Annotated in this window: 22 protein-coding genes and 2 pseudogenes; 4 read left to right on the top strand and 20 right to left on the bottom strand. The window is 33.9% G+C overall.

Annotated elements, in window-relative coordinates:
- Positions 1-54 precede the first annotated feature (54 nt).
- Positions 55-150, top strand: a pseudogene (locus ACXKY9_RS10690) (DNA mismatch repair protein MutT); the annotation flags it as partial.
- Positions 151-179: 29 nt separating this feature from the next.
- Here ACXKY9_RS10690 and ACXKY9_RS10685 read toward each other — a convergent pair.
- From ACXKY9_RS10685 to asnB, 10 genes and pseudogenes are all read right to left on the bottom strand, one after another.
- Complete coding sequence (locus tag ACXKY9_RS10685) at positions 180-728, bottom strand: cysteine hydrolase family protein (RefSeq protein ID WP_000816762.1); 549 nt, start codon at positions 726-728, stop codon at positions 180-182.
- Positions 729-978: 250 nt separating this feature from the next.
- Entirely contained in the window at positions 979-1,185 is a 207-nt protein-coding gene (locus tag ACXKY9_RS10680) for a hypothetical protein (RefSeq protein WP_000136533.1), read from the bottom strand.
- A 125-nt stretch (positions 1,186-1,310) separates the two neighbouring features.
- Complete coding sequence (locus tag ACXKY9_RS10675) at positions 1,311-1,799, bottom strand: putative periplasmic lipoprotein (RefSeq protein ID WP_000713496.1); 489 nt, start codon at positions 1,797-1,799, stop codon at positions 1,311-1,313.
- 258 nt (positions 1,800-2,057) lie between these two features.
- On the bottom strand, positions 2,058-2,705 hold the full coding sequence (locus ACXKY9_RS10670) for a nitroreductase family protein (protein WP_001105310.1): 648 nt from the start codon (positions 2,703-2,705) through the stop codon (positions 2,058-2,060).
- 98 nt (positions 2,706-2,803) lie between these two features.
- Entirely contained in the window at positions 2,804-3,679 is an 876-nt protein-coding gene (dat, locus tag ACXKY9_RS10665) for a D-amino-acid transaminase (protein ID WP_000648368.1), read from the bottom strand.
- Positions 3,680-3,810: 131 nt separating this feature from the next.
- Positions 3,811-4,773 (bottom strand): ABC transporter substrate-binding protein, encoded by a 963-nt coding sequence (locus ACXKY9_RS10660; protein WP_176887164.1) that lies wholly within the window; start codon positions 4,771-4,773, stop codon positions 3,811-3,813.
- Between the two features lie 239 nt (positions 4,774-5,012).
- A pseudogene (locus tag ACXKY9_RS10655) lies at positions 5,013-6,004 on the bottom strand (N-acetylmuramoyl-L-alanine amidase).
- 102 nt (positions 6,005-6,106) lie between these two features.
- Complete coding sequence (locus tag ACXKY9_RS10650) at positions 6,107-6,436, bottom strand: hypothetical protein (protein ID WP_000200461.1); 330 nt, start codon at positions 6,434-6,436, stop codon at positions 6,107-6,109.
- Between the two features lie 51 nt (positions 6,437-6,487).
- Positions 6,488-6,847: a GNAT family N-acetyltransferase gene (locus ACXKY9_RS10645; RefSeq protein ID WP_000627522.1), complete on the bottom strand. Its 360-nt coding sequence runs from the start codon at positions 6,845-6,847 to the stop codon at positions 6,488-6,490.
- A gap of 93 nt (positions 6,848-6,940) precedes the next feature.
- The gene (asnB, locus tag ACXKY9_RS10640; RefSeq protein WP_000333816.1) at positions 6,941-8,842 is read right to left on the bottom strand and encodes an asparagine synthase (glutamine-hydrolyzing); all 1,902 of its coding nucleotides are present in this window, start codon (positions 8,840-8,842) and stop codon (positions 6,941-6,943) included.
- A gap of 217 nt (positions 8,843-9,059) precedes the next feature.
- Between asnB and ACXKY9_RS10635 the strand changes: the two genes are divergently transcribed.
- Complete coding sequence (locus ACXKY9_RS10635; protein WP_001288085.1) at positions 9,060-9,524, top strand: Hsp20/alpha crystallin family protein; 465 nt, start codon at positions 9,060-9,062, stop codon at positions 9,522-9,524.
- A 34-nt stretch (positions 9,525-9,558) separates the two neighbouring features.
- Here ACXKY9_RS10635 and ACXKY9_RS10630 read toward each other — a convergent pair whose 3' ends face one another.
- Positions 9,559-10,146, bottom strand: coding sequence for an SCO family protein (locus ACXKY9_RS10630; RefSeq protein WP_000833335.1), 588 nt, complete (start codon positions 10,144-10,146; stop codon positions 9,559-9,561).
- A 335-nt stretch (positions 10,147-10,481) separates the two neighbouring features.
- On the opposite strand from ACXKY9_RS10630, the gene ACXKY9_RS10625 reads away from it, so the two are divergent.
- Entirely contained in the window at positions 10,482-11,456 is a 975-nt protein-coding gene (locus tag ACXKY9_RS10625; protein ID WP_001129627.1) for an MBL fold metallo-hydrolase, read from the top strand.
- Between the two features lie 329 nt (positions 11,457-11,785).
- Here the strand turns inward: ACXKY9_RS10625 and ACXKY9_RS10620 are convergent, their stop codons facing one another.
- From ACXKY9_RS10620 to ACXKY9_RS10605, 4 genes are all read right to left on the bottom strand, one after another.
- Entirely contained in the window at positions 11,786-12,628 is an 843-nt protein-coding gene (locus ACXKY9_RS10620; protein WP_001169470.1) for a DegV family protein, read from the bottom strand.
- 154 nt (positions 12,629-12,782) lie between these two features.
- Positions 12,783-13,034, bottom strand: a complete 252-nt coding sequence (locus tag ACXKY9_RS10615) for a DUF2535 family protein (protein WP_000629013.1) — start codon at positions 13,032-13,034, stop codon at positions 12,783-12,785.
- Between the two features lie 329 nt (positions 13,035-13,363).
- Positions 13,364-14,104 (bottom strand): twin-arginine translocase subunit TatC, encoded by a 741-nt coding sequence (gene tatC, locus ACXKY9_RS10610; RefSeq protein ID WP_000390120.1) that lies wholly within the window; start codon positions 14,102-14,104, stop codon positions 13,364-13,366.
- 42 nt (positions 14,105-14,146) lie between these two features.
- Positions 14,147-14,332 (bottom strand): twin-arginine translocase TatA/TatE family subunit, encoded by a 186-nt coding sequence (locus ACXKY9_RS10605; RefSeq protein WP_000492443.1) that lies wholly within the window; start codon positions 14,330-14,332, stop codon positions 14,147-14,149.
- 213 nt (positions 14,333-14,545) lie between these two features.
- Here ACXKY9_RS10605 and trhA point away from each other — a divergent pair, with 213 nt between their 5' ends.
- Positions 14,546-15,202: a PAQR family membrane homeostasis protein TrhA gene (gene trhA, locus ACXKY9_RS10600; RefSeq protein WP_000136889.1), complete on the top strand. Its 657-nt coding sequence runs from the start codon at positions 14,546-14,548 to the stop codon at positions 15,200-15,202.
- A 41-nt stretch (positions 15,203-15,243) separates the two neighbouring features.
- Here the strand turns inward: trhA and ACXKY9_RS10595 are convergent, their stop codons facing one another.
- The 5 genes from ACXKY9_RS10595 to ACXKY9_RS10575 all read right to left on the bottom strand — a co-directional run bounded on the left by ACXKY9_RS10595 (position 15,244) and on the right by ACXKY9_RS10575 (position 20,556).
- Positions 15,244-15,963 (bottom strand): lysophospholipid acyltransferase family protein, encoded by a 720-nt coding sequence (locus tag ACXKY9_RS10595; RefSeq protein WP_000616577.1) that lies wholly within the window; start codon positions 15,961-15,963, stop codon positions 15,244-15,246.
- Between the two features lie 110 nt (positions 15,964-16,073).
- Complete coding sequence (locus ACXKY9_RS10590) at positions 16,074-16,709, bottom strand: FMN-dependent NADH-azoreductase (RefSeq protein ID WP_000170025.1); 636 nt, start codon at positions 16,707-16,709, stop codon at positions 16,074-16,076.
- A 241-nt stretch (positions 16,710-16,950) separates the two neighbouring features.
- Positions 16,951-18,936, bottom strand: coding sequence for a penicillin-binding protein 3 (gene pbpC / locus ACXKY9_RS10585; RefSeq protein ID WP_001227250.1), 1,986 nt, complete (start codon positions 18,934-18,936; stop codon positions 16,951-16,953).
- 155 nt (positions 18,937-19,091) lie between these two features.
- On the bottom strand, positions 19,092-19,580 hold the full coding sequence (locus ACXKY9_RS10580; RefSeq protein WP_000637207.1) for a dihydrofolate reductase: 489 nt from the start codon (positions 19,578-19,580) through the stop codon (positions 19,092-19,094).
- Positions 19,581-19,599: 19 nt separating this feature from the next.
- Positions 19,600-20,556 (bottom strand): thymidylate synthase, encoded by a 957-nt coding sequence (locus tag ACXKY9_RS10575; protein WP_000679609.1) that lies wholly within the window; start codon positions 20,554-20,556, stop codon positions 19,600-19,602.
- Positions 20,557-20,647 lie beyond the last annotated feature (91 nt).

Genomic DNA, 20,647 nt, shown 5'->3' with positions numbered 1-20,647 from the left:
TATAATAACGAATAGTTTATATGCTCTTATTTTTCCTTAATGAGGTTACCTACAATGGGGTATATCGAAGAAATTAGAGAAGTTGTCGGATCAAGACCACTCAATTTATTAGGCGTTGCGGTAGCTGTTTTCAATGAACAAGGACAAATAAAAGAGACCTTTTTTAAAGGCCTCTTTTTTCACTTCACTTCTGCATGTAGGCATGACTTAAAATGTCCAAGTGCATATTCATGCCCTTGTGCATTAAAAGATGCAACCGCCTTTTCATAAACAACAATTTTAAACCCTTTATTATAAGCATCTACTGCTGTATGAAGAACACAAATATCAGTACAAACACCTACAAGATGAACTTCTGCTATTCCTCTTTCTCTTAACTTCATCTCTAAGTCTGTTCCTGCAAATGCACTATACCGTGTTTTATCCATGTAATATACATTCTCTGCATTTTTATATGTTTCGTACACATCTTGTAATTCACCAAACAAATCTCTTCCACTTGTACCAGCTATATTATGAGGCGGGAATAACTTTGATTCTGGATGATATACATCATTTTCTTCATGTTTATCAATAGCAAAGACAACGTAATCTCCATTTTCAATATATTGCTTCGTTATATGTACAATTTCCTTCTCAATTTCCTGTCCTGGTTTCCCGCATGTTAAAGCGCCTTTCTCAGCTACAAAATCATATGTATAATCAATATTTATAAGAGCTCGTTTCATTACTATCTCTCCTTCTCCTGTTTCACAGTAAACAATAGAAAATTTGTTATTACGACATCGTATGTACTATTCGACATTTCAAATGAAATACCTACATTTTTCTTGCAAAACTCACCTTAATCCGAGTTTATCATAAAGTGAAACTTTAATCATTGGAGAGTTTGTTCATCTCCAATGATTATCAGCCCTCATCAATCGTGCATTTACAGGCAGTTGATCTCCCACCTAATCTCCTCACCTATACCGAGTTTTAAGGTAAGGTCTTACTGCCCGTTAGTGCGGGATATAATAGATAAACAATGGTAAAATAAATAGCTCCTATTAATAAGTCATGAATTTGATAATTGAGCGTAGCTTGAATCATCTCTTGTATCGTAAACCAAAATACTGCCATCATCATACTAATCAAGACGATACGAATACACCGATTCACATCTTCAACCTCTTTCTCTGTCATAGTAGTAACAAGTGATTACTTCCTATTTAATCGTATTAGAAAATGAAATAAGTTATTCACTCTTGCACACTCTAGTCCAAACAAAAAAGCACACTACTTTTTGAGTAATGTACTTTTTATTCTTGTTAAGACGCAGGTTTTGTCTCAAATGTTGCTTGATTAAAACTAATAACCTTTCCTTTCGGGTCATTGTTTTCATACTGAACTGCAGTAATTGTATGACTACCTGTTTCCAGCGTTTTTTCTTTTAACTGCACTGTTGTCTGCGTTGTACTAGTTACTTGATGTTTATCTGTATACATTTGATCTACAAATACGAATGTTTCTTTATCACTTTGAAAATTAGAAAGTTCTAATTCAACTTGCTGAATTAACGTATCCTTTTTGATGAATACAGTCGGTATATTGCCGTTTTCAGAAGTACCATCTGGAGTAATAACTTTTACTTTCCCTTCTCCAATTGACATTGCTCCTTCAGGAAATACAACCATATTCTCATCACTTGCGTTTACAACTTGTTCTTCCTGTTTTGATTGCGCGTCCTCTTTTTCCTGTGGAGCACCGCAACCAACTAATAACAATACAGACAATCCAGTGATTATGAATTTTTTCAAAATTCATCCCCCCTGTAACTTCATTATAATTTATTATACAAAAATAACTTTTAAATTTTGAGACTACTTTCAACACTTTCATGAACAAATAGAATCTTGCTCACGATTAATGTATCATACTTTCCTTAATAGAACATTAATTTTTTTTATGAAATAAATAGTAATTCCCTCTTATCTATCATTTTAGCCCAACATATGAATTACATACCCTCAAAAATAAAAAGACATTGTTAGTTCAATGTCTTTTCTATGCAGCAATTAAAAAACAAACGTTGTAATCTCATCTACTTCTTTTCTTGGAAGTTTCTTCGGTTTATCTTTCGGAAATCCGAGTGAAATAACCATATTTATTTGTTTTTCAGGCTCAATTTGTAAATATTGGCGCAGTTCATCTTGAGCTAGCAATACTGGCCCTGTCATTGGACAAGTACCAAGTCCCTTTGCATGTGCAGCTAACATTAAGTTTTGTGCCGCTAAACAGCTACTCTTAATGCCTTCTTCTTCCCAAACGGAATCTGGAACAAAAGCAATTGGATCAAATATCTTTTCACGGAACTTTGATTCATATGGTGTTGCCAAACATACAATTAATACTGGTGCCTCCGAGAAAGCTGTTGCATATGGTCCGAAAGAACGTGTAAGTAATTTCCCTGCTTTCTCTTCTCCATTTTCTGCTGCTTTTGCCGCAAGTTTATGTAATGCATCCCATGTCATTTGTTCAATTTCTTTAATCTTCTCTCGATTCATGATAACTAAGAATTCCCACGTTTGTGAATTCGTATCACTCGGTGCGTAACGAGCACAATCAATTATTTCTTTTATATCATTAGTAGATACTTCTTGATTTGTAAACTTTCTAACACTTCGTCTTCCGTGAATTACTTCTTTAAAATCTTCATAATTCATATATTAAATCCCCTTTTTACAGCGTTTTCAAAACTTGTCCTATGCTTGAATTATATCATGAAAAAAAGCCGGAAGAATACCAGCTTTTTTCTTCATGATTAATTTGTCACTTTAAACAAACGAATACTCTCTTCGTATGCAGCTTGTAGTTTTTTCGTAATTGGTCCTCTTTCACCAGCCCCGAACTGTTCATCACCAATTTGAACGACTGGGAATATTTCAAGTGGCGTCGCTGTAAAAAAGCACTCCTCAGCGTCATATACTTCTTGTAATGAAAACTCTCGTTCCTCTACATCGATATGTAACTCTTTCGCTAATGTAATTACGTAGTGACGTGTAATACCATGTAAAATGAAATGATCCGCTGGATGTGTAATCAACTTATTATTCTTCACGATAAAGAAATTGGAATGACACCCTTCAGTCACAATACCATCTCGTACTAATATTGCTTCTTGATACCCTTGTTCATTTATTTTGTTTTTGATCATGATATTAGGAAGCAAATTTAAAGATTTTATATGGCAAAACTTCCACCTGATGTCCTCTTCTACTGTCACCTTAATCCCTGCCTCCATTGAAGCAACTGGTCTTGGGAACGAAACAAGATTTGCAAAATATGTCGGTTGTAAATCTGATTCATATACATGATTGCGCGGTTGTGTACCTCTTGATATTTGTAAATATACATTCCCATCTTCTTGAAACTGATTTTTTTCAATCATTTGATATAACTCTTCTACTAATTCTTCCTTCGTAAATGGTGGAATTAGTTTTATTTCTGCCATAGAGTTAAAGAATCGTTCTAAATGTAAATCTAATAAATGTGGCTTCCCGTCATATAGTCTGAATACCTCGTATATACCATCACCAAATTGAAAGCCTCTCTCCTCTAATGGAATCATCGGCTGTTCTTCCTTCGTATTTACAATTCTTCCGTTAAATAAAATCCAATCTTTATGAGTAGCTTTCATTCTTCCCCACTCCTTTATCACATGATTGTTTTAATTGTACAACTTATCTACACTCAAAAGAAGGAATTTTCTGTATTTTAACAAACAAAAAAGTGCATCTCTTATTTAAAGGGATGCACTCGACTATTCATTTACTTCAGAAAATATTTTTCAATATCATCTAACATAAGATTTGCAGCTACAATACCACCTGCTGTATTCCAAATCACTTCATCTACTTGGAATACTTTATTATTTTTAGAAGCCTGTAGTTGCTTAAAGAGTGGATCTTCTGTCCATTCCTTCGCTAACGAATTTCCTTCATTATTCTTATCTGCATCTTTATCAGACGTGAAATAGAATAAGTAGTCTCCGTCCATATTTGGAATCTGCTCTTTTGTAATTCCTTTTATCGCAAAATCATCTTTATCTTGTAATGGTGGTCGTTTAAATCCAATATCATTTAAAACAACACCCGAGAATGAGTTTTTTTGATAAATACGAACATCACCTGGCACGAAACGAATAATAGAAACTTTAGAATTCAATTTATCGCCTAACTTCTCTTTCATTCCTTCAATGCGTTTTTTATAATCATCAAGAGCTTTTTGCCCTTCTTTTTCTTTATTTACAGCTTTTGTATAAAGTGTAAAGTTTTCTTTCCAATCACCGCGTAATGTTTCTGCATAAACAGTTGGTACGATTTCTTTTAGCTGATCATATATTTTTTCATGACGCATTTTATTTCCGATAATTAAATCTGGCTTAAGCTTCATTACAGCCTCTAAATTAATATCACGTTCAGTTCCTACAACTTCCGTGTTTTTTAACTCTTTCGCTAAATGAGGATACCATTCATCACCAGCACGTGGTTTCGTAGTCCCCACTGGCGTTACGCCCACAGCTAGGAGAGCCTCTGCGCCTTCATTTGTTAAAACAACAACTTTTTTAGGTGTACCATTTACTGTCGTTTCACCCATTGCATGCTTTACCGTATATGAATCTTTTGCTTTCGCTGATATATTATTTTCTTTTTTCTCTTCTTTACTACATCCTGCAATTACAACCATGAGTATCATAATGCAGAACATAATTAGTTTTTTAGTATGTATCATATGTCCTCCCTAGATGAAATCGATTATCATTAACATTTAAAGATTAATGTATCTTATATACATTGTCAATGTATATAAGAAAACTTTTTTAATACATACTATTTAGATTCTATCCGCTTTTCTAAGGTTTCTTTTTAAAACATAGTGCATAAGTATGAAAATAAATGTTGTTATTAAAATGCGTATCCTTGTTATACATAACAAGGATACGCATCCATATTGCATTATCATTTTAATTCCTAATATTGAGTATATTTAATATACGCTGGGTCATTATATACCCACTGATTTCCACCAAGGTTTAACCAACCATTTTCATTTATATATACTAAATAAGATTCTGGAGAATTTAATTGGCGGATAACTGCAGATGTAGTTGATGGACCACTTCTTAAATTTACATTCATCCCTTGTATATATGCAACCCCAATCGGGCTTCCATCACTATTGCTTGTCTTTACAAAATTAATGTACGAAGGATCATTATACACCCATTGCCCATTCCCCAAATCTAGCCATCCGTTACTTTCCTGATATACAACGTAAGATTCTGGAGAATTTAATTGACGAATAACTGAGGAAGAAGTTGATGGACCATTTCTTAAATTTACATTTTTCCCAAGAATATAAGCGATTCCCTTCGTTTGAGGTGTCGGTTGTGGGTTAGGGGGTTGTGGATTTGGAGCTACTCCAAAAATAGCTGCTATTCCATTTGCATACGATTGACTTAGATCTTCAATAAATTGTGGATTTTTTAATAAATTTGCATCAAACGCTGTATCAATAAAAGCAGTCTCAGTTAAAATTGCATCCATTGTGGTTTCTCTTAATACCGCATAATTTTCTTTTTTTGCTCCTCGATCACGAAGACCATATTTTGTTAATACAGGATTGACAGCTGTATGCATTTTTTGTTGCTTTGCATATGCAGTGCTGCTATTGGATAACGCATTATAAATATAACTTTCAAAACCTGTACCCCCGCCGCTATTAATATGAAATGAAATGAAATAAAATAATCCGCACTGAAAGCATTAGCAATATTAGCACGTTCAGATAAAGAAATAAACACATCACTATCACGTGTCATTTTAATTGTAATTGGGTAATTTACCGTTAAAATGTCTCGAACGCGTCTAGCAATTTGAAGTGTTAAGTTTTTTTCTACTAAACCATTACCAACAGCACCAGAATCATATCCACCGTGCCCTGCGTCTATAACAAGTTTCATTTTATTGCCCCGCCCCTTTCTTGTAATATGTTTGCATTTCTACTCGTCCTATTTTATGTGAAATGTACAGGTTCTGTTACAATTGCAAATAAAAAAACCGCCTTATGTAAGGCGGTTTCTATCATCTTGCTTTAACCAATTTAAAATAAATATATACGATTGATAGTGAACATAACGTATGCAAAATAAAATAAATAAAAGTGCTATTCCAACACCACTATAAAGTAAACCAAACTTTAAAAAAACATTTACAAGTGGTGGAAAGTTCATTAAATTTTGTAATGTACTAAGCATACAAAACATAATGAAAAAGACAGAGATGTATTGTAATTCATACGGCTTTTTTTTCTTACTCATTCTTTTCCGAATGATTATATGACATAATTCTGCTACTATAAAGCACCCTCCAATTAATACAAGACCAGAAGTCATCGTCATACATCCACCTGCCTTATATTTATTGTATCGCATAAATAATCATCGTTATATTTTCTTTACATACTCTTCATCTTCTGAAGCAAAACCAAAACTCTCTATGAAAGACTTCGCCTTTTCTGTTAATTTCTCTTGTAGCACTTTGATTTCTTTCACATTTCTTTGTTTCATCATTTCTTCAAATGTAAAATACGTATTTGTACCATAACCGTAACCTTGGTAATCAAAATGAATAATTAGCTGTGATAAAACAGCCCGTTCCTCTTGTACACTATAATCTATTACACCAATATATGTATCATCAACTTTCACACAGTACTGTACCTTTTTCTCACCTAAACTATGCGATTTAAACATTTCTTTAACAACGCTTTCATTTTCTACAGTAACTTTCTCAAACGTAATCATATGTTGTCCATCCTTTTACTATTATTGTATCAATAATACTTCCTATTTATGAAAAAAACCTTAAGACCGTATGCGATCTTAAGGTTTTTCTAATTAAACTAAGCTATACGCACGTTTTGTTTCTTCATGGAACTTATTCGTATCGTATTTATGCTCAACATAAATTTGGTGCCATACCATAAACGCAAGTACAGTCCAAATTTTACGGCTATAATCGCCTTTATCTGCACAATGTGCTTCCAGTAAGTTTAATACATACTGTTTGTCGATTAAATGCTCTGTCTTACTTTCGTTTATAATATTTATAGCCCAATCATGCATTTCGTCTTTTAACCAGTGACGAATTGGTACTGGGAATCCAAGTTTTTTACGATCTAATACGTGATCTGGAACGATTCCGCGTGCTGCTTCACGTAAAATAGCTTTCGTAGTTCCGTTAGCAATCTTAAATTCAGTTGGAATTTTAGATGCAACATCGAATACTTCTTTATCTAAGAACGGTACACGAAGTTCTAATGAGTTTGCCATTGTCATTTTATCAGCTTTTAATAAAATGTCACCGCGTAGCCATGTGAACATGTCAATGTACTGCATTTTACTTACATCATCATAATCTTTAATCTCGTTATACAATGGTTTCGTGATATCCATATAGTTAACACTTTCATTGTAATACTTCATTAATTCAGCTTTTTCTTCTTCACGGAAGATTTTAGCATTTCCATAGTAACGCTCTTCAATTGGTGTACATCCACGCTCTAGGAAGCTCTTACCTTTAAATCCTTCTTTAAGAGCACCACTTAATGCTTTTAGAACGCTCTTACCTGGGCTAGGAATGTAAGAGAACATTTTTAGTGAGTTTGGCTCACGGTAAATGTTATAACCACCAAATAGCTCGTCTGCGCCTTCACCAGAAAGAACAACTGTTACATGTTTACGTGCTTCTTTCGCAACGAAGTACAATGGTACAGCTGCTGGATCAGCTAAAGGATCATCCATATGCCAAATGATTTTTGGGAACTCATCCATAAATTCTTTCGCTGAAATGAATACGTTATGGTTTTTAACGCCTAATTTCTCAGCAGTTTCTTTCGCAACATCAACTTCACTGAAACCACGTTGCTCAAAACCAACAGAGAATGTTAAAAGATTTGGATTCATTTCTCTTGCGATAGAAGCGATGATAGATGAATCGATACCACCAGATAAGAATGAACCTACTGGTACATCACTACGCATATGCACTTTTACTGAATCATATAACACATCACGAATTGCTTGGATATGCTCCTCTTTCGTTGCACTTGAAGCATTGAAATAAGGTTTCCAGTAGCGATGGATTTCCATCTCTTTACCGATTTCTTTTACGAAATAATGACCAGGCTCGATTTTATTAACATCAATTGTTAAAGTTTCTGGCTCTGGACCATATTGGTACGTAAAGTAATGTTGTAGTGACGTTGGATTAACGCCTTTATCTTCCATCACATGCATAATACTTTTCTTCTCAGATGCGAAGAATGTAGTATCACCTTGTTGTGCGATGTATAAAGGTTTAATACCGAAGTGGTCACGTGCACCGAAAAGTTTCTTTTCTTCACGATCCCAAATCATAAATGCAAACATACCACGAAGGTAGTCTACACATTTTTCTTTCATATGTGCATACAATGCAATGATAACTTCTGTATCAGATTGCGTTGCAAACGTTGCACCTTTTTCAAGTAACATTTCACGTAATTCTACATAGTTGTAAATTTCACCATTAAAAATAATTACATATCGATCATTTTCATAAGTTAGCGGCTGATGTCCTGCCTCTAAGTCAATGATGCTTAAACGGCGGAAGCCAAATTGTACATGTTCATCACGAAAATATCCTTCGTCATCTGGACCACGGTGGAAAATCATCGTGTTCATATTTTCAAATTGATGTTTTTCTGTTTCTGAAAACTCTCTAGGGTTTTCACATAAACATCCTACAAAACCACACATACTTCTTACCCTCTTTCAGTTTTCATTCTGTCTCTATACTACTATATCAACCCTATTTATACTAGCATAATCAACTGAATATGGCGACCAAAAACTATAAAAAAATCACTCCATTTCACATTTTTAACAATTTTTTATGAAAACATGAAAACTAGGCACTCACCTTTCTCCGCTTTTGTCATATGATATTGCAAATTGATTTCTAGGAGGGAATACCATGAGTGAAGAAAAAAAAGATTCTTCTCGCCCACCGGTTCGTAATTACTTAAAGCAAATTGATGATTTCTTCGAGCAAACACCTCTTCGCAATGTAATCGCTGATTTAAATCATTTTTTCCAAAAAGGAAACCGTTTATTAACATTCCCTGTAGATTTATATGAAGTTGGTGAAGAACTCGTTGTTACAGCTGAACTACCAGGTATACAAAAAGAACAAATCCAAATTGAAATACAAAGTGAATACTTAAAAGTCTCTGTAAAAGAAGAGATACTTGAAGAGGAAGAAGAACAAACATCCCATAACTATTATCGCCGAGAACGTTCCATTTCAGAAGCATCAAGATTGATTAAATTGCCGTATTCAATTAATAAAAAAGCGGCAAAAGCTTCTTATCAAAATGGCGTATTAGAAATTCGGGCGCCGAAACTTCCCCAGCAACATGACATTTTATCGATAGACTAATGCAAAAAAATAAGGGTGCTATGCACCCTTATTTTTAACCCACTAATCGCTTCATATCACGTATAATGTCTTCGTATGGCGTATTACTAATGCCACTATACTTTTTCATTACTTTTCCGTTTTGATCAATTAAATAAAATGATGTACCATGCATGACCTGACCGTTCTCCGGCTTATCTACAAGTGATTGGAAATTATCTTTTGAAAACTTTGTAATATCTTCTAACGAATACCCCGTTAATAAATTCCAGTTACTAGTATCCTCTGTAAACTTTTGAATAAAAGCTTTCAGATTTTCTGGCTTATCAAGGTCTGGATCTACACTAAATGAAACAAACTGAACGTCTAATTTCTCTTCTTTTGCCATCTTTTGAAGCTTGGCCATATTTGCAGTCATTGGTGGACAAACTGTCTGACAATTTGTGAACATAAAATCTGCAACCCAAACTTTCCCTTTTAAATCTTTTGTACCAAATTGCTTTCCATCTTGATTTGTAAATTGGAAGGTTTCTAAATCCCAATTTAATGGTTTACGAAGCTTTGAACCTGATTCACTACATCCAGCAAGTACAAAGAGACAAAATACAACCATAAGACCAATTATTTTTTGATAACGCTTCATTTATAAACCTCTTTTCTCTATCCTAAATTTAAATAGGTTATGTTTATAATAACAAAAGTTAACACTACGAGAAAATTGTTTACTACATTTGTTCACGAAATCGTACGAATTTACGTATGTTACTTCTTTATTTCAAGCGAATTACTAGACAAAATATATTTTTTTACTATTATTTCTCTAAATAAAAGTGATAAAACTAATTTTATTGTTACTTTTGTAAATACCTCTCCCTATTTTTTAACAATTCCTTAAACATTAATCCATGTTTTACACTGTATTCCTTAACAACATTTCGGTACAATACAAATACAACGATTTTAAATGAGGTGATGTTCATGGCAAAGCGCTATGAAAATATGGATAATGTTAGTACAAAAAAATCAATTCGCTCTTTTTTACGCTGGCGTAAAGAACGAAAGCAAAACAAAAAAGATTTTTCTTTCTTAGTAGAACAATCACCCGTTAAACAAAGTGCATTTTTACAAAGTAATGTTGAAAAAACGACTATCACATGGATTGGGCATTCCACTTTTCTTATCCAAACGAATGGACTTAATATATTAACAGATCCAGTATGGGCTAATAAATTAAAGCTAGTTCCAAGACTTACAGAACCTGGACTCTCTATAGAAGCACTACCTAAAATTGATATTGTCCTTATTTCACATGGTCATTATGATCATTTAGATTTTTCAACTCTTCGTCAGTTGAATGATGATGTTCTATATCTTGTACCTATTGGATTAAAAAAATTATTTACTCGTAAGAAATTTAAACATGTAGAAGAGTATAAATGGTGGGAAAGTACGATAATTAACGAAGTTTCTTTTCACTTCGTACCTGCTCAGCACTGGACGAGAAGATTCTTATTTGATATGAATACGTCTCACTGGGGTGGATGGATTATTGATAATGAAACGACTATGGAAACCATATATTTTTGTGGCGACAGTGGCTATTTCCAAGGTTTCAAAGAAATTGGTGAACGCTTTTTAATTGATATTGCTCTTATGCCCATTGGCGCTTATGAACCAGAATGGTTTATGAAAGTATCTCATGTTTCACCTGAAGAGGCCGTGCAAGCTTATTTAGATTTAAACGCTACACATTTTATACCAATGCATTACGGAGCTTTTGCACTCGCCGATGAAGCACCTCGTGAAGCAATAACTAGACTTCGAAATAATTGGAATTTGCGCATGTTACCGTGGGAACAACTGCATGTACTCTTTTTAGGTCAAACTTTTATTTATAGTAACGCAACAAATGATAAGCAAATAAACGAAAAAATTGAAACTTTACATGTGTAACGTAATGACTGATTTTCTATATCCAACATATAATATAGAAAATCCTATAGTGAAACTTTAATTAGTGGGATTTCTTCATCCCCACTGATTATTTGCCTTCACCGATCAAGCTTTTACGGGCAGCCCGCTACCTAACCTCTTTGCTCCAGCTAAATTTGAGGTAGAGAGTTTTACTGTCCGCAAATAGCAGGATAAAGGGTGTTTTCTATGAATGAATATTTACAGACTCGCTATATCATTAGCGGTAGTGCCTGTGTAGCTCTTCTTATTTCTTACTTTCTATTTACATAAAAAAGCTACTTGAAATATATTTTCAAGTAGCTTTTTTATTACTCTGCTAAATACATAAATCCGATTGCGCCCGGACCTGTATGAGTACTAATAATAGGCGTTGTATAGAAAATTTCTGATTGAGCAAATCCACTCACTTTTTCAACCGCCGCTTTCATACTTTCAGCTAAAGGAATTGCTTTCGCATGCGGAATTGCAACAGCTTTTACGACTTTTCCAGCCGTATCTTGCTCAAATAACTTAGCTAATGTTTTTACAATTTGGCCTTGGCTACGAACTTTCGTTACAGGATTATAAACACCGTCTTCAAGACTAGCAATTGGCTTTATATTAAGTAGCGAACCGATAAACGCTTTTCCTTTACCGATACGTCCACCCTTCACTAAGTTTTCTAATGTATCCACTACTACATATAAACGAGTATTCTTTCTTACTTCATCTACACGTTTTAAAATTTCTTCTAGTGAGCGTCCGTCATTTGCCATTTTTGCAGCTTCAATTACTTGATATGCTAAAGCATGTGTAATAAATTGAGAATCAACAACTGTTACTTTTGTATCAGTCATTGATGCAGCGCTATTTGCAGTTGCTACAGTACCGCTCATTCCACTTGTCATATGGATAGAAAGGACTTCGCTTCCATCTTCCCCTAGCTTGTCATACATTTCTACAAATGTACCCATAGCTGGTTGTGATGTTTTTGGTAATTCCTCTGATTTAATCATTTCTTCAATAAATTCGTCAGGTTGTAAATCAACGCGATCTAAATATGTTTGTCCATTTACAGAGATTGATAATGGTAAAACATGAATGTCATACTTTTCGATTACGTCTTGTGATAAATCTGCCGTTGAATCTGTTACAATTTTAATTTTTTGCATACTATACTTCTTCCCTTTCCAATACGCTCTCCTTGTTATTATACTAGTATTCCCATTGCTTTCAACAATTTGGAACGAAATTTCATCAAATTAATTATATTTTCATATCTAAAATGAAAAAGACAGAGTTTACTAACCCTGTCCGTACTTCGTATCATGCATTTTTTTCAAGGGTATTTGTTTTATATACATTTAAATAATCATTCCACTTCAAACAATTTTGTAAATATTCACGGAAAGAATACGAAAATCTTGGGTGTTTTTGTCTTTGAATTTTTGCAATAAATAATTGAAGACGAGACTGAATTAGAAACGATAATGGATGCTGTGCCTGTAGGACAGGGATTTCGAATATTTTAATGCAATCCCCTGTTGAATGAGTGAAATAAAAACTTTTCGTAATCACAATATCAATCCTCTTTTTCATTGGATTTTTGAACTTCCTCTACTTTGCGCTGTAACACGTTGTTTAAAGTGGAGTAAAATCAGACTTATATGATTTCTGTAGTCCTTATGGCTAGAAGATTTATACTCTATTCATCTCCACCTAATTCACCTTCCCGTCCTAAATATCTCTGAGACGGGAATCTCATTATCCATCAATTGTTTAATACATTTAGTATAAGCTTATAAAAGCGCAAAGTTTGTCTAAATTTTGGAGATTCTATAATTTTTTTCTTCTATATATTGTATACGTTTATAGCTATAGTATAACAAATAAATAAAAAAGTGCCTTTATAACGAGGCACTTTTCGACTGCATTTCTTCTCTTTTCTTTTTCCTCTTACTAACAACCTTTGATAACGCAATACTTACTTCATAAATACAAATAAGCGGCACTGCAACTAAACTATGAGATAAAAAGTCTGGCGGTGATATACAAGATGCAATGATAATTAATGCTACGTAAGCATACCTTCTTATTTTTATTAAAAATTCCGCCGTAAGTATTCCAATGCTAGTTAAAAACATTACAACGACTGGCAATTCAAAAATCACAGCAAATGGAACTGTTAAATTAAGTACAAAATGAAAATACTTTTCTGTCGTAAACATCGTATTAAACATTTCATTACCTATCGTAGTTAAAAAGTGAAATAGAAACGGCATTACAATGAAATATCCAAAACATAAACCTGCGAGAAATAATATAGACAATACCGGTATATACATTATTGTCATCTTTTGTTCATTTGGATGTAAACCCGGTTTTACAAATAACCAAATTTGTATAGCAGCAAAAGGAATTGTACAAACGATAGCAAATACTGTAGCAATCGAGAAAAAAATCCACAATACATCACTTGGACCGAGAACAGTTAATTTCATTGGTAAATCTTTTACAAGCCAAAAATAAATATCCTTTGTAAAAGTAAATCCAATAATTAAAAATAGTACAAAGGATAACACCGTATATATTACTCTTTTTCGAAGCTCAACAATATGTTCTACTACGCTCATTTCCCGATCTTCCATCTCGTTCACCACACTTTATTTATCCATTACAAGGAAAATACACTACATTTTTTCTTTCTTTTCCTTTTCTTGAAATGCGTCATCTGTCAATTCTTTCGTTGATTTTTTAAACTCTTTTAACGTTTCCCCTAAAGCCTTCCCGATTTCCGGCAATTTTTTAGGTCCAAATAAAATGAGTACTGCTACTAAAATTAAAATTAACCCTGGAAAGCCAATATTTGAAAACATTTCCCCATCCCCTTTATTAGTAGTTTCCTTGTCCTACTATTACATAATTTTATTTTGTCAAAAAAGTTTGAAAACGTCAACAAATCCATTGTCTTTTGTCAAAAAAATTCAAAAATATAATCAATTATACAAATTTCATTTTCTATTGCTCTTGTGTATGATATGGTAAGGGAAATGACATATTATTTTATGATAGTAGAAAGGATTTGCATTATGACTGAAAAAATGACACGAATGACCCAATTTGTAAAAGAAGAAATTGCAAATGCAATTACACATGGTATCGGTGCCATTTTAAGCATCCCTGCCTTAATCATATTGATTATTCATGCTTCTAAGCACGGTACCGCATCAGCTGTAGTTGCATTTACTGTTTATGGTGTAAGCATGTTCTTACTGTACTTGTTTTCAACATTGCTACATAGCATTCATCATCCTAAAGTAGAAAAAATATTTACTATTTTAGATCATTCAGCCATTTACTTATTGATTGCTGGCACGTATACTCCTTTTCTACTTATTACACTTCGTGGCCCATTAGGATGGACGTTGCTTGCTATAATATGGACACTAGCAATCGGAGGTATCGTCTTCAAAATTTTCTTTGTACGTCGCTTTATAAAGGCTTCAACTTTATGTTACATCATTATGGGTTGGCTCATAATCGTTGCCATTAAACCACTTTATGAAAATCTAACTGGACATGGTTTTTCACTACTTTTAGCAGGTGGAATTTTATATTCTGTCGGAGCTATATTCTTCCTTTGGGAAAAGCTACCTTTCAACCATGCCATATGGCACCTGTTCGTTTTAGGTGGTAGTGCGATGATGTTCTTCTGTGTACTCTTTTATGTCTTACCTACAGCATAATAAAAAAGGATTCAGCTTACTATAAGCTGAATCCTTTTTTATTACTTATGTAATTGTGATGCGATAACTTCCTGTGTATGCTTCGTTAATTCTTTAATATCCATATTCGCATAATCTTCAGGTGTAATCGGCTTAGAAATTGTTACTGTTGCATGAGCTGGCTTCATACGATTTCCATTCGCTTCAAACATCTTATATGTACCATCTAACGTTACAGGTAAAATTGCTACACCTGACTTTACTGCCAGATGAAAACTACCAGCCTTAAACTCTCCAACTTCGCCACCCTTACTTCTCGTTCCTTCAGGGAAAATTACGATAGAATGTCCATTTTTTAATAGTTCAATTCCATCTTTAATCGCTTGAAGAGATTGACGACGATCGCTACGATCCATAAATACACAATTCATAAGTTCCATCCAAGTTGGTACAACTGGGAACTTTTTAATCTCTGCTTTTGAAACGAATCCAATTGGTTTATTTAAGTAACCTAGTAAAACAGGGATATCCATATTACTTTGGTGATTACTTACAACTAGTACTGGCTTGTCTTTCGGAACATTTTCAAGTCCTTTCACTTCTACTGCCCCTCCAGCTACACGTACCATTTTCTTACCAAACCAATTTGTCGTTTTATACACAGCATTATCTTTTTCTTTTGGCGCCATCGTATTTACTTGTCTTTTAAGACGCCACATTCTCGGTGTAATCGCAATTACGATTAAAATTAAATAAAAGATTTTAAAAAACGTTTGAATCATACAGAACCCCCACCTATTATCATTCCGACCTTCATTATACTAGACAAACGAAGGAAAAAGAAGAAAAAAAGTCCAAACAGCAAGTGTTTGGACTTTTTAAGCATTCTATATTAGAAACGTTTTGCTAATTCACGAGCATTAGCAATTGCTGCTTCTTTAATTTCTTGTGCTTTTTCAGGGTTTGCATTCATACCTTCAACTGCGATATATTCAGTATCATTTACACCGACAAATCCTAATACAGTCTTTAAGTGATTGCGACCGAAGTCTACAGCTGCGTATGCTCCTTCAGAATATACGCCACCTGTTGCCTGAATGTGAAGTGCTTTTTTACCTTCTAATAAGCCGACTGGACCATTTTCAGTATATTTGAATGTTTTACCTGCGATTGCTACGTTATCTAAGTATGCTTTTACTACTGGTGGATAGCTAAAGTTCCACATTGGAGTTACGAATACATAACGATCTGCATTCATAAATGTTTCTAAGTTTGTGTTCATTGCTGCTACTTTTTGTTGTTGAACTTCAGTTAAAGCTTCAAAGCCTTCACCTGCTGCAAATTTACCCCAAGCAGCAAATACATCTGCATCAATTGCTGGTACTGTAGTGTTGAATAAATCAATTGTTACAACTTCGTCTTGTGGATGTTCGTTTTTATAAGCTTCGATGAAAGCCTCCCCTACTGCCATTCCGAAAGAACCTTCTGCTGAATTTGGATTTGCTGTGATAAATAGTACTTTTGTCATTGTATTCTCTCCCTTTTTTCTCTTTATCTTTAATTCAAGATTTGTTTTTTAAAAGTTAATAACTTACCTTATGTAAGTATAATACAAAAAGTTTTAATCAATGTCAATAAAAAATAGCTACTTTTTTTTCGTAAGTTAATGATTTACTTTGTTTCCTTAAAATTTAGTATACAGATATTAAGAATTCTTTCGTATAAAAAGGCTACCTCTACAACTTATAGAGATAGCCTTCTATTACATATTATTTTTGAAATACATGTTTTACTTTTTCAGCTGGAATATTACTCCCGCCTCTACCTTTTACATCTTCAATCATCATTGTAATGACCATATCTGGTGAATTTAAATCAAATGCAGCGAACCAACCTAGTTCTTTTCCTTCGGCCTCTTTTGATACTTTTAATTCCGCTGTACCTGTTTTTCCAGCAAGAGTCATACCATCAATTTTAGCAATTTTCCCTGTACCATCTGGATCATTAATTACTTTCGTCATTGCAGTTTTTAATATATCCTGATTTCCTTTAGAAATTACATTTTCTTTCCAAGCTTTTGGTTGTTTATCTGTTTTAATAATATACGGTGACGGAATAGTTCCATCATTTACAATCGGCGCATACGTTAAAGCTAAATGAAGAGGAGTCATTAATACTTGTCCTTGTCCATATCCCGTATCTGCCATTTGAATATCATTTTTAATGCCGTCATTTGCAATTTTAGAAGCAGGGAATCCATATTCAATTGGTAGTTTCTCATCGAATCCGAATTTTTTCGCTTCACTCATAAACTTGTCTTTTCCGATTTTTAAAGCTTCTTGTGCGAAGTAAATATTATCCGAGTATTTCATCGCCTTATCAAAATCAATCGGATTTGCATCTTTCACACGCGTTACATAGTAATTACCCCAAGAAGAATCTTTTGTCCATTTTAATCCTTCAATTTTCAACTCTTCTTTTGGATCAATCGTTTTCGTTTCAAGACCAATTGCAGCTGTAATAGGTTTAAATACAGAACCTGGTACCGACAATTGTGTAAAACGATTTGTCATTGGTTTTTTCGGATCATTATTCCAAGCTTCGCGTTGTGCCTTCGATGTCCCTCGTGCAATTATATTAGGATCATATGCTGGACTACTTACTAGTGCAATTGTTTCTCCACTTTTCGGATTAATTGCTGCACTTGAACCAGCTTCGCCCTTCATTTCATTATACGTTTTTTCTTGAACAACACTATCAATAGTTAAAGTTACATTTTCTCCATCAACAGCATCTGTTTTTGCTAAATTTTTAATTTCTTTTCCTTGCGCATCTTCTACAAAGACACGGCCACCTTTCTTACCGCGTAGCTTTTCCTCTAATACTTGCTCTAAGCCAGCTTTACCAACTGGGTCATCAGCTTGATAGCCTTTCTTTTGTAGCGTTTTTAAATCTTCAGCATTTACCTTTCCAATATAACCAGTCAGATGAGCTGCCGCTTCCCCTAGCGGATATGTACGAACATTTACAGGTTTTGTTGAAACACCTGGTAAATCAATGTACGTATTTTGTGTTGCCCCTTCAGGCAAAATTCCAATTGGTACGAGATACCCTGGTTTTACCCATTTAGCAGCTAATTTTTGATCAATTTCTTCTACAGACGTATTTAATAACTTCGCTACTGTTTCTTTCGTTTGCGGAGCAGTATCGCCTAACTTTTCAGGAATCAATCCGATTTCAGAAGCTTTCCCATTCGTTGCAAGACCTTTTCCATTACGATCGTATATTTCACCACGTTTTGGCTGTGTTGTCTGCATACGCACTTTACTATCTTTCGTCATGCCAGGGAAAATAAAATCAGGAGTCCAATCTATTTTCCAAGATTCTTTATCTCCATCTTTTTCTTTTACCATTTTTGCTTCATGACCAAATGTGATTTTACCACCAACTGTATCCATGCTTACTTTAAAAGGAACAGGACCTTCATCTTTTTTATCTTCTTTTACTTCCCCTGTTTCTACCTTTAAGTCTTTCACTTCGATACCAGAATAAATTTTTTCATATTTCTCAGTAAACTCTTTCTTTGAAATATCTTTTTTTGCATTTTTTGATAGTTGATCATACATATCTGCAAATTTTTGTTTATTCCACGCTTTTACATATGTATCAAACGCTTCTTGTGGTTTTTCTTCTTTACCACATCCAACTAACATGAATGTTAAGCAAAGAAAAAGAATCCCCCATATCTTTCTCAATCGATTCTCCTCCTCTTTCTATATTAGTACTTTTGAAAATTTTAGCATTTTTACATGCTACCTATCATTATAGCACTATCGAATCTCATCTATAAACTTATATTGGTGAATATAAATAAAAAGATTGATGTGAATTCTCACATCAATCTTTTTTATTATTGTTGCTTCTCATATACATGGTAATAATACGTATACGGGTTTTTTTCATCCGTTAAACCTTTTTCTACAAAAATCTCTTTCCAATTTGTCATATCCATTTCTGGGAAGAATGTATCTCCTTCAAATGCATAATGGATTTTTGTTATATATAACTTGTCTACATAAGGTAAAAAGAGATCGTAAATTTGCGCTCCGCCAAAAATAAAAATCTCTTCTTCATTTTTACATAGTTCAAATACTTCTTCTACAGAATGAACAACTTCACACCCTTCAACATGATACCCTTCATTACGAGTTACAATAATATTACGTCTTCCAGGCAGTGGTCTACCAATCGCTTCATAGTTCTTTCTTCCCATAATAAGCGGGTGGCCCATCGTTGTTTTCTTCACGTATTGTAATTCACTCGGTAAACGCCAAGGTAAATTATTATCTTTACCAATTACTCTATTTTCGTCCATCGCGACCATAAATGAAACAATCATTTTTTCATCTCCTCTACAATTATACTGCAACCGGTGCTTTAATTGCTGGATGCGGATCGTATCCTTCAATCGTTAAATCTTCCATTTCAAAATCAAACACAGATTTCACATCTGGATTTAATGTAAGTTTCGGGAATGGACGTGGTTCACGTGCCAATTGCTTTTCTACTTGTTCAAAATGATTTGTATAAATGTGTGCATCTCCAATTGTATGAACAAATTCTCCTACTTCAAGACCACATTCATGTGCAATTAAATGTGTTAGTAGTGAATAACTTGCGATGTTAAATGGAATTCCAAGGAATATGTCACCACTTCTTTGATATAGCTGACAAGAAAGTTTTCCGTCCGCTACATAAAATTGGAATAATGTATGACAAGGCGGTAATGCCATACTCGGTACGTCTTCAGGATTCCAAGCAGAAACGATTAAACGACGTGAGTCTGGTGTTTTTTTAATCATTTCAATTACATCTTTTAATTGATCAAGTGTCTCACCAGCTGTCGTTTTCCAAGCACGCCATTGTTTACCGTAAACGTCTCCTAAATAACCATATTTATTTGAGAACTCATCATCTTCTAAAACGTTCTTTTTAAACAATTCCATTTGCTCATCGTACTGTACTTTAAATTCTTCATCTTGTTGTGAGCGAAGACCAAAATCAGTCATGTCAGGACCAGTATACTCATCACTTTCTACCCAGCTCTTAAACGCCCATTCATTCCAAATGTTATTATTATGCTGCAATAAATAGCGAATATTTGTATCACCTTTCATAAACCAAAGTAGTTCACTTGCTACAAGGCGAAATGGTACTCTTTTTGTCGTTAATAAAGGAAATCCTTTGCTCAAATCAAAACGCATTTGATATCCAAATACAGATACAGTTCCTGTCCCTGTACGATCTTCTTTCTTCGTACCATGTTCCATTACATGGCGGCATAAATTTAAGTATTCATTTTCAGCATGTTTCATATGTAGGAAAACCTTCTTTCAATCGTATATGGAATTTATCATAACATGAAAAATGGTAAATTTAATAATCTTAATTAATAAAATTTCTTGC

This window comes from Bacillus sp. 2175 (assembly GCF_057812155.1).
This window is presented reverse-complemented; position numbering and strand designations above follow the sequence as displayed.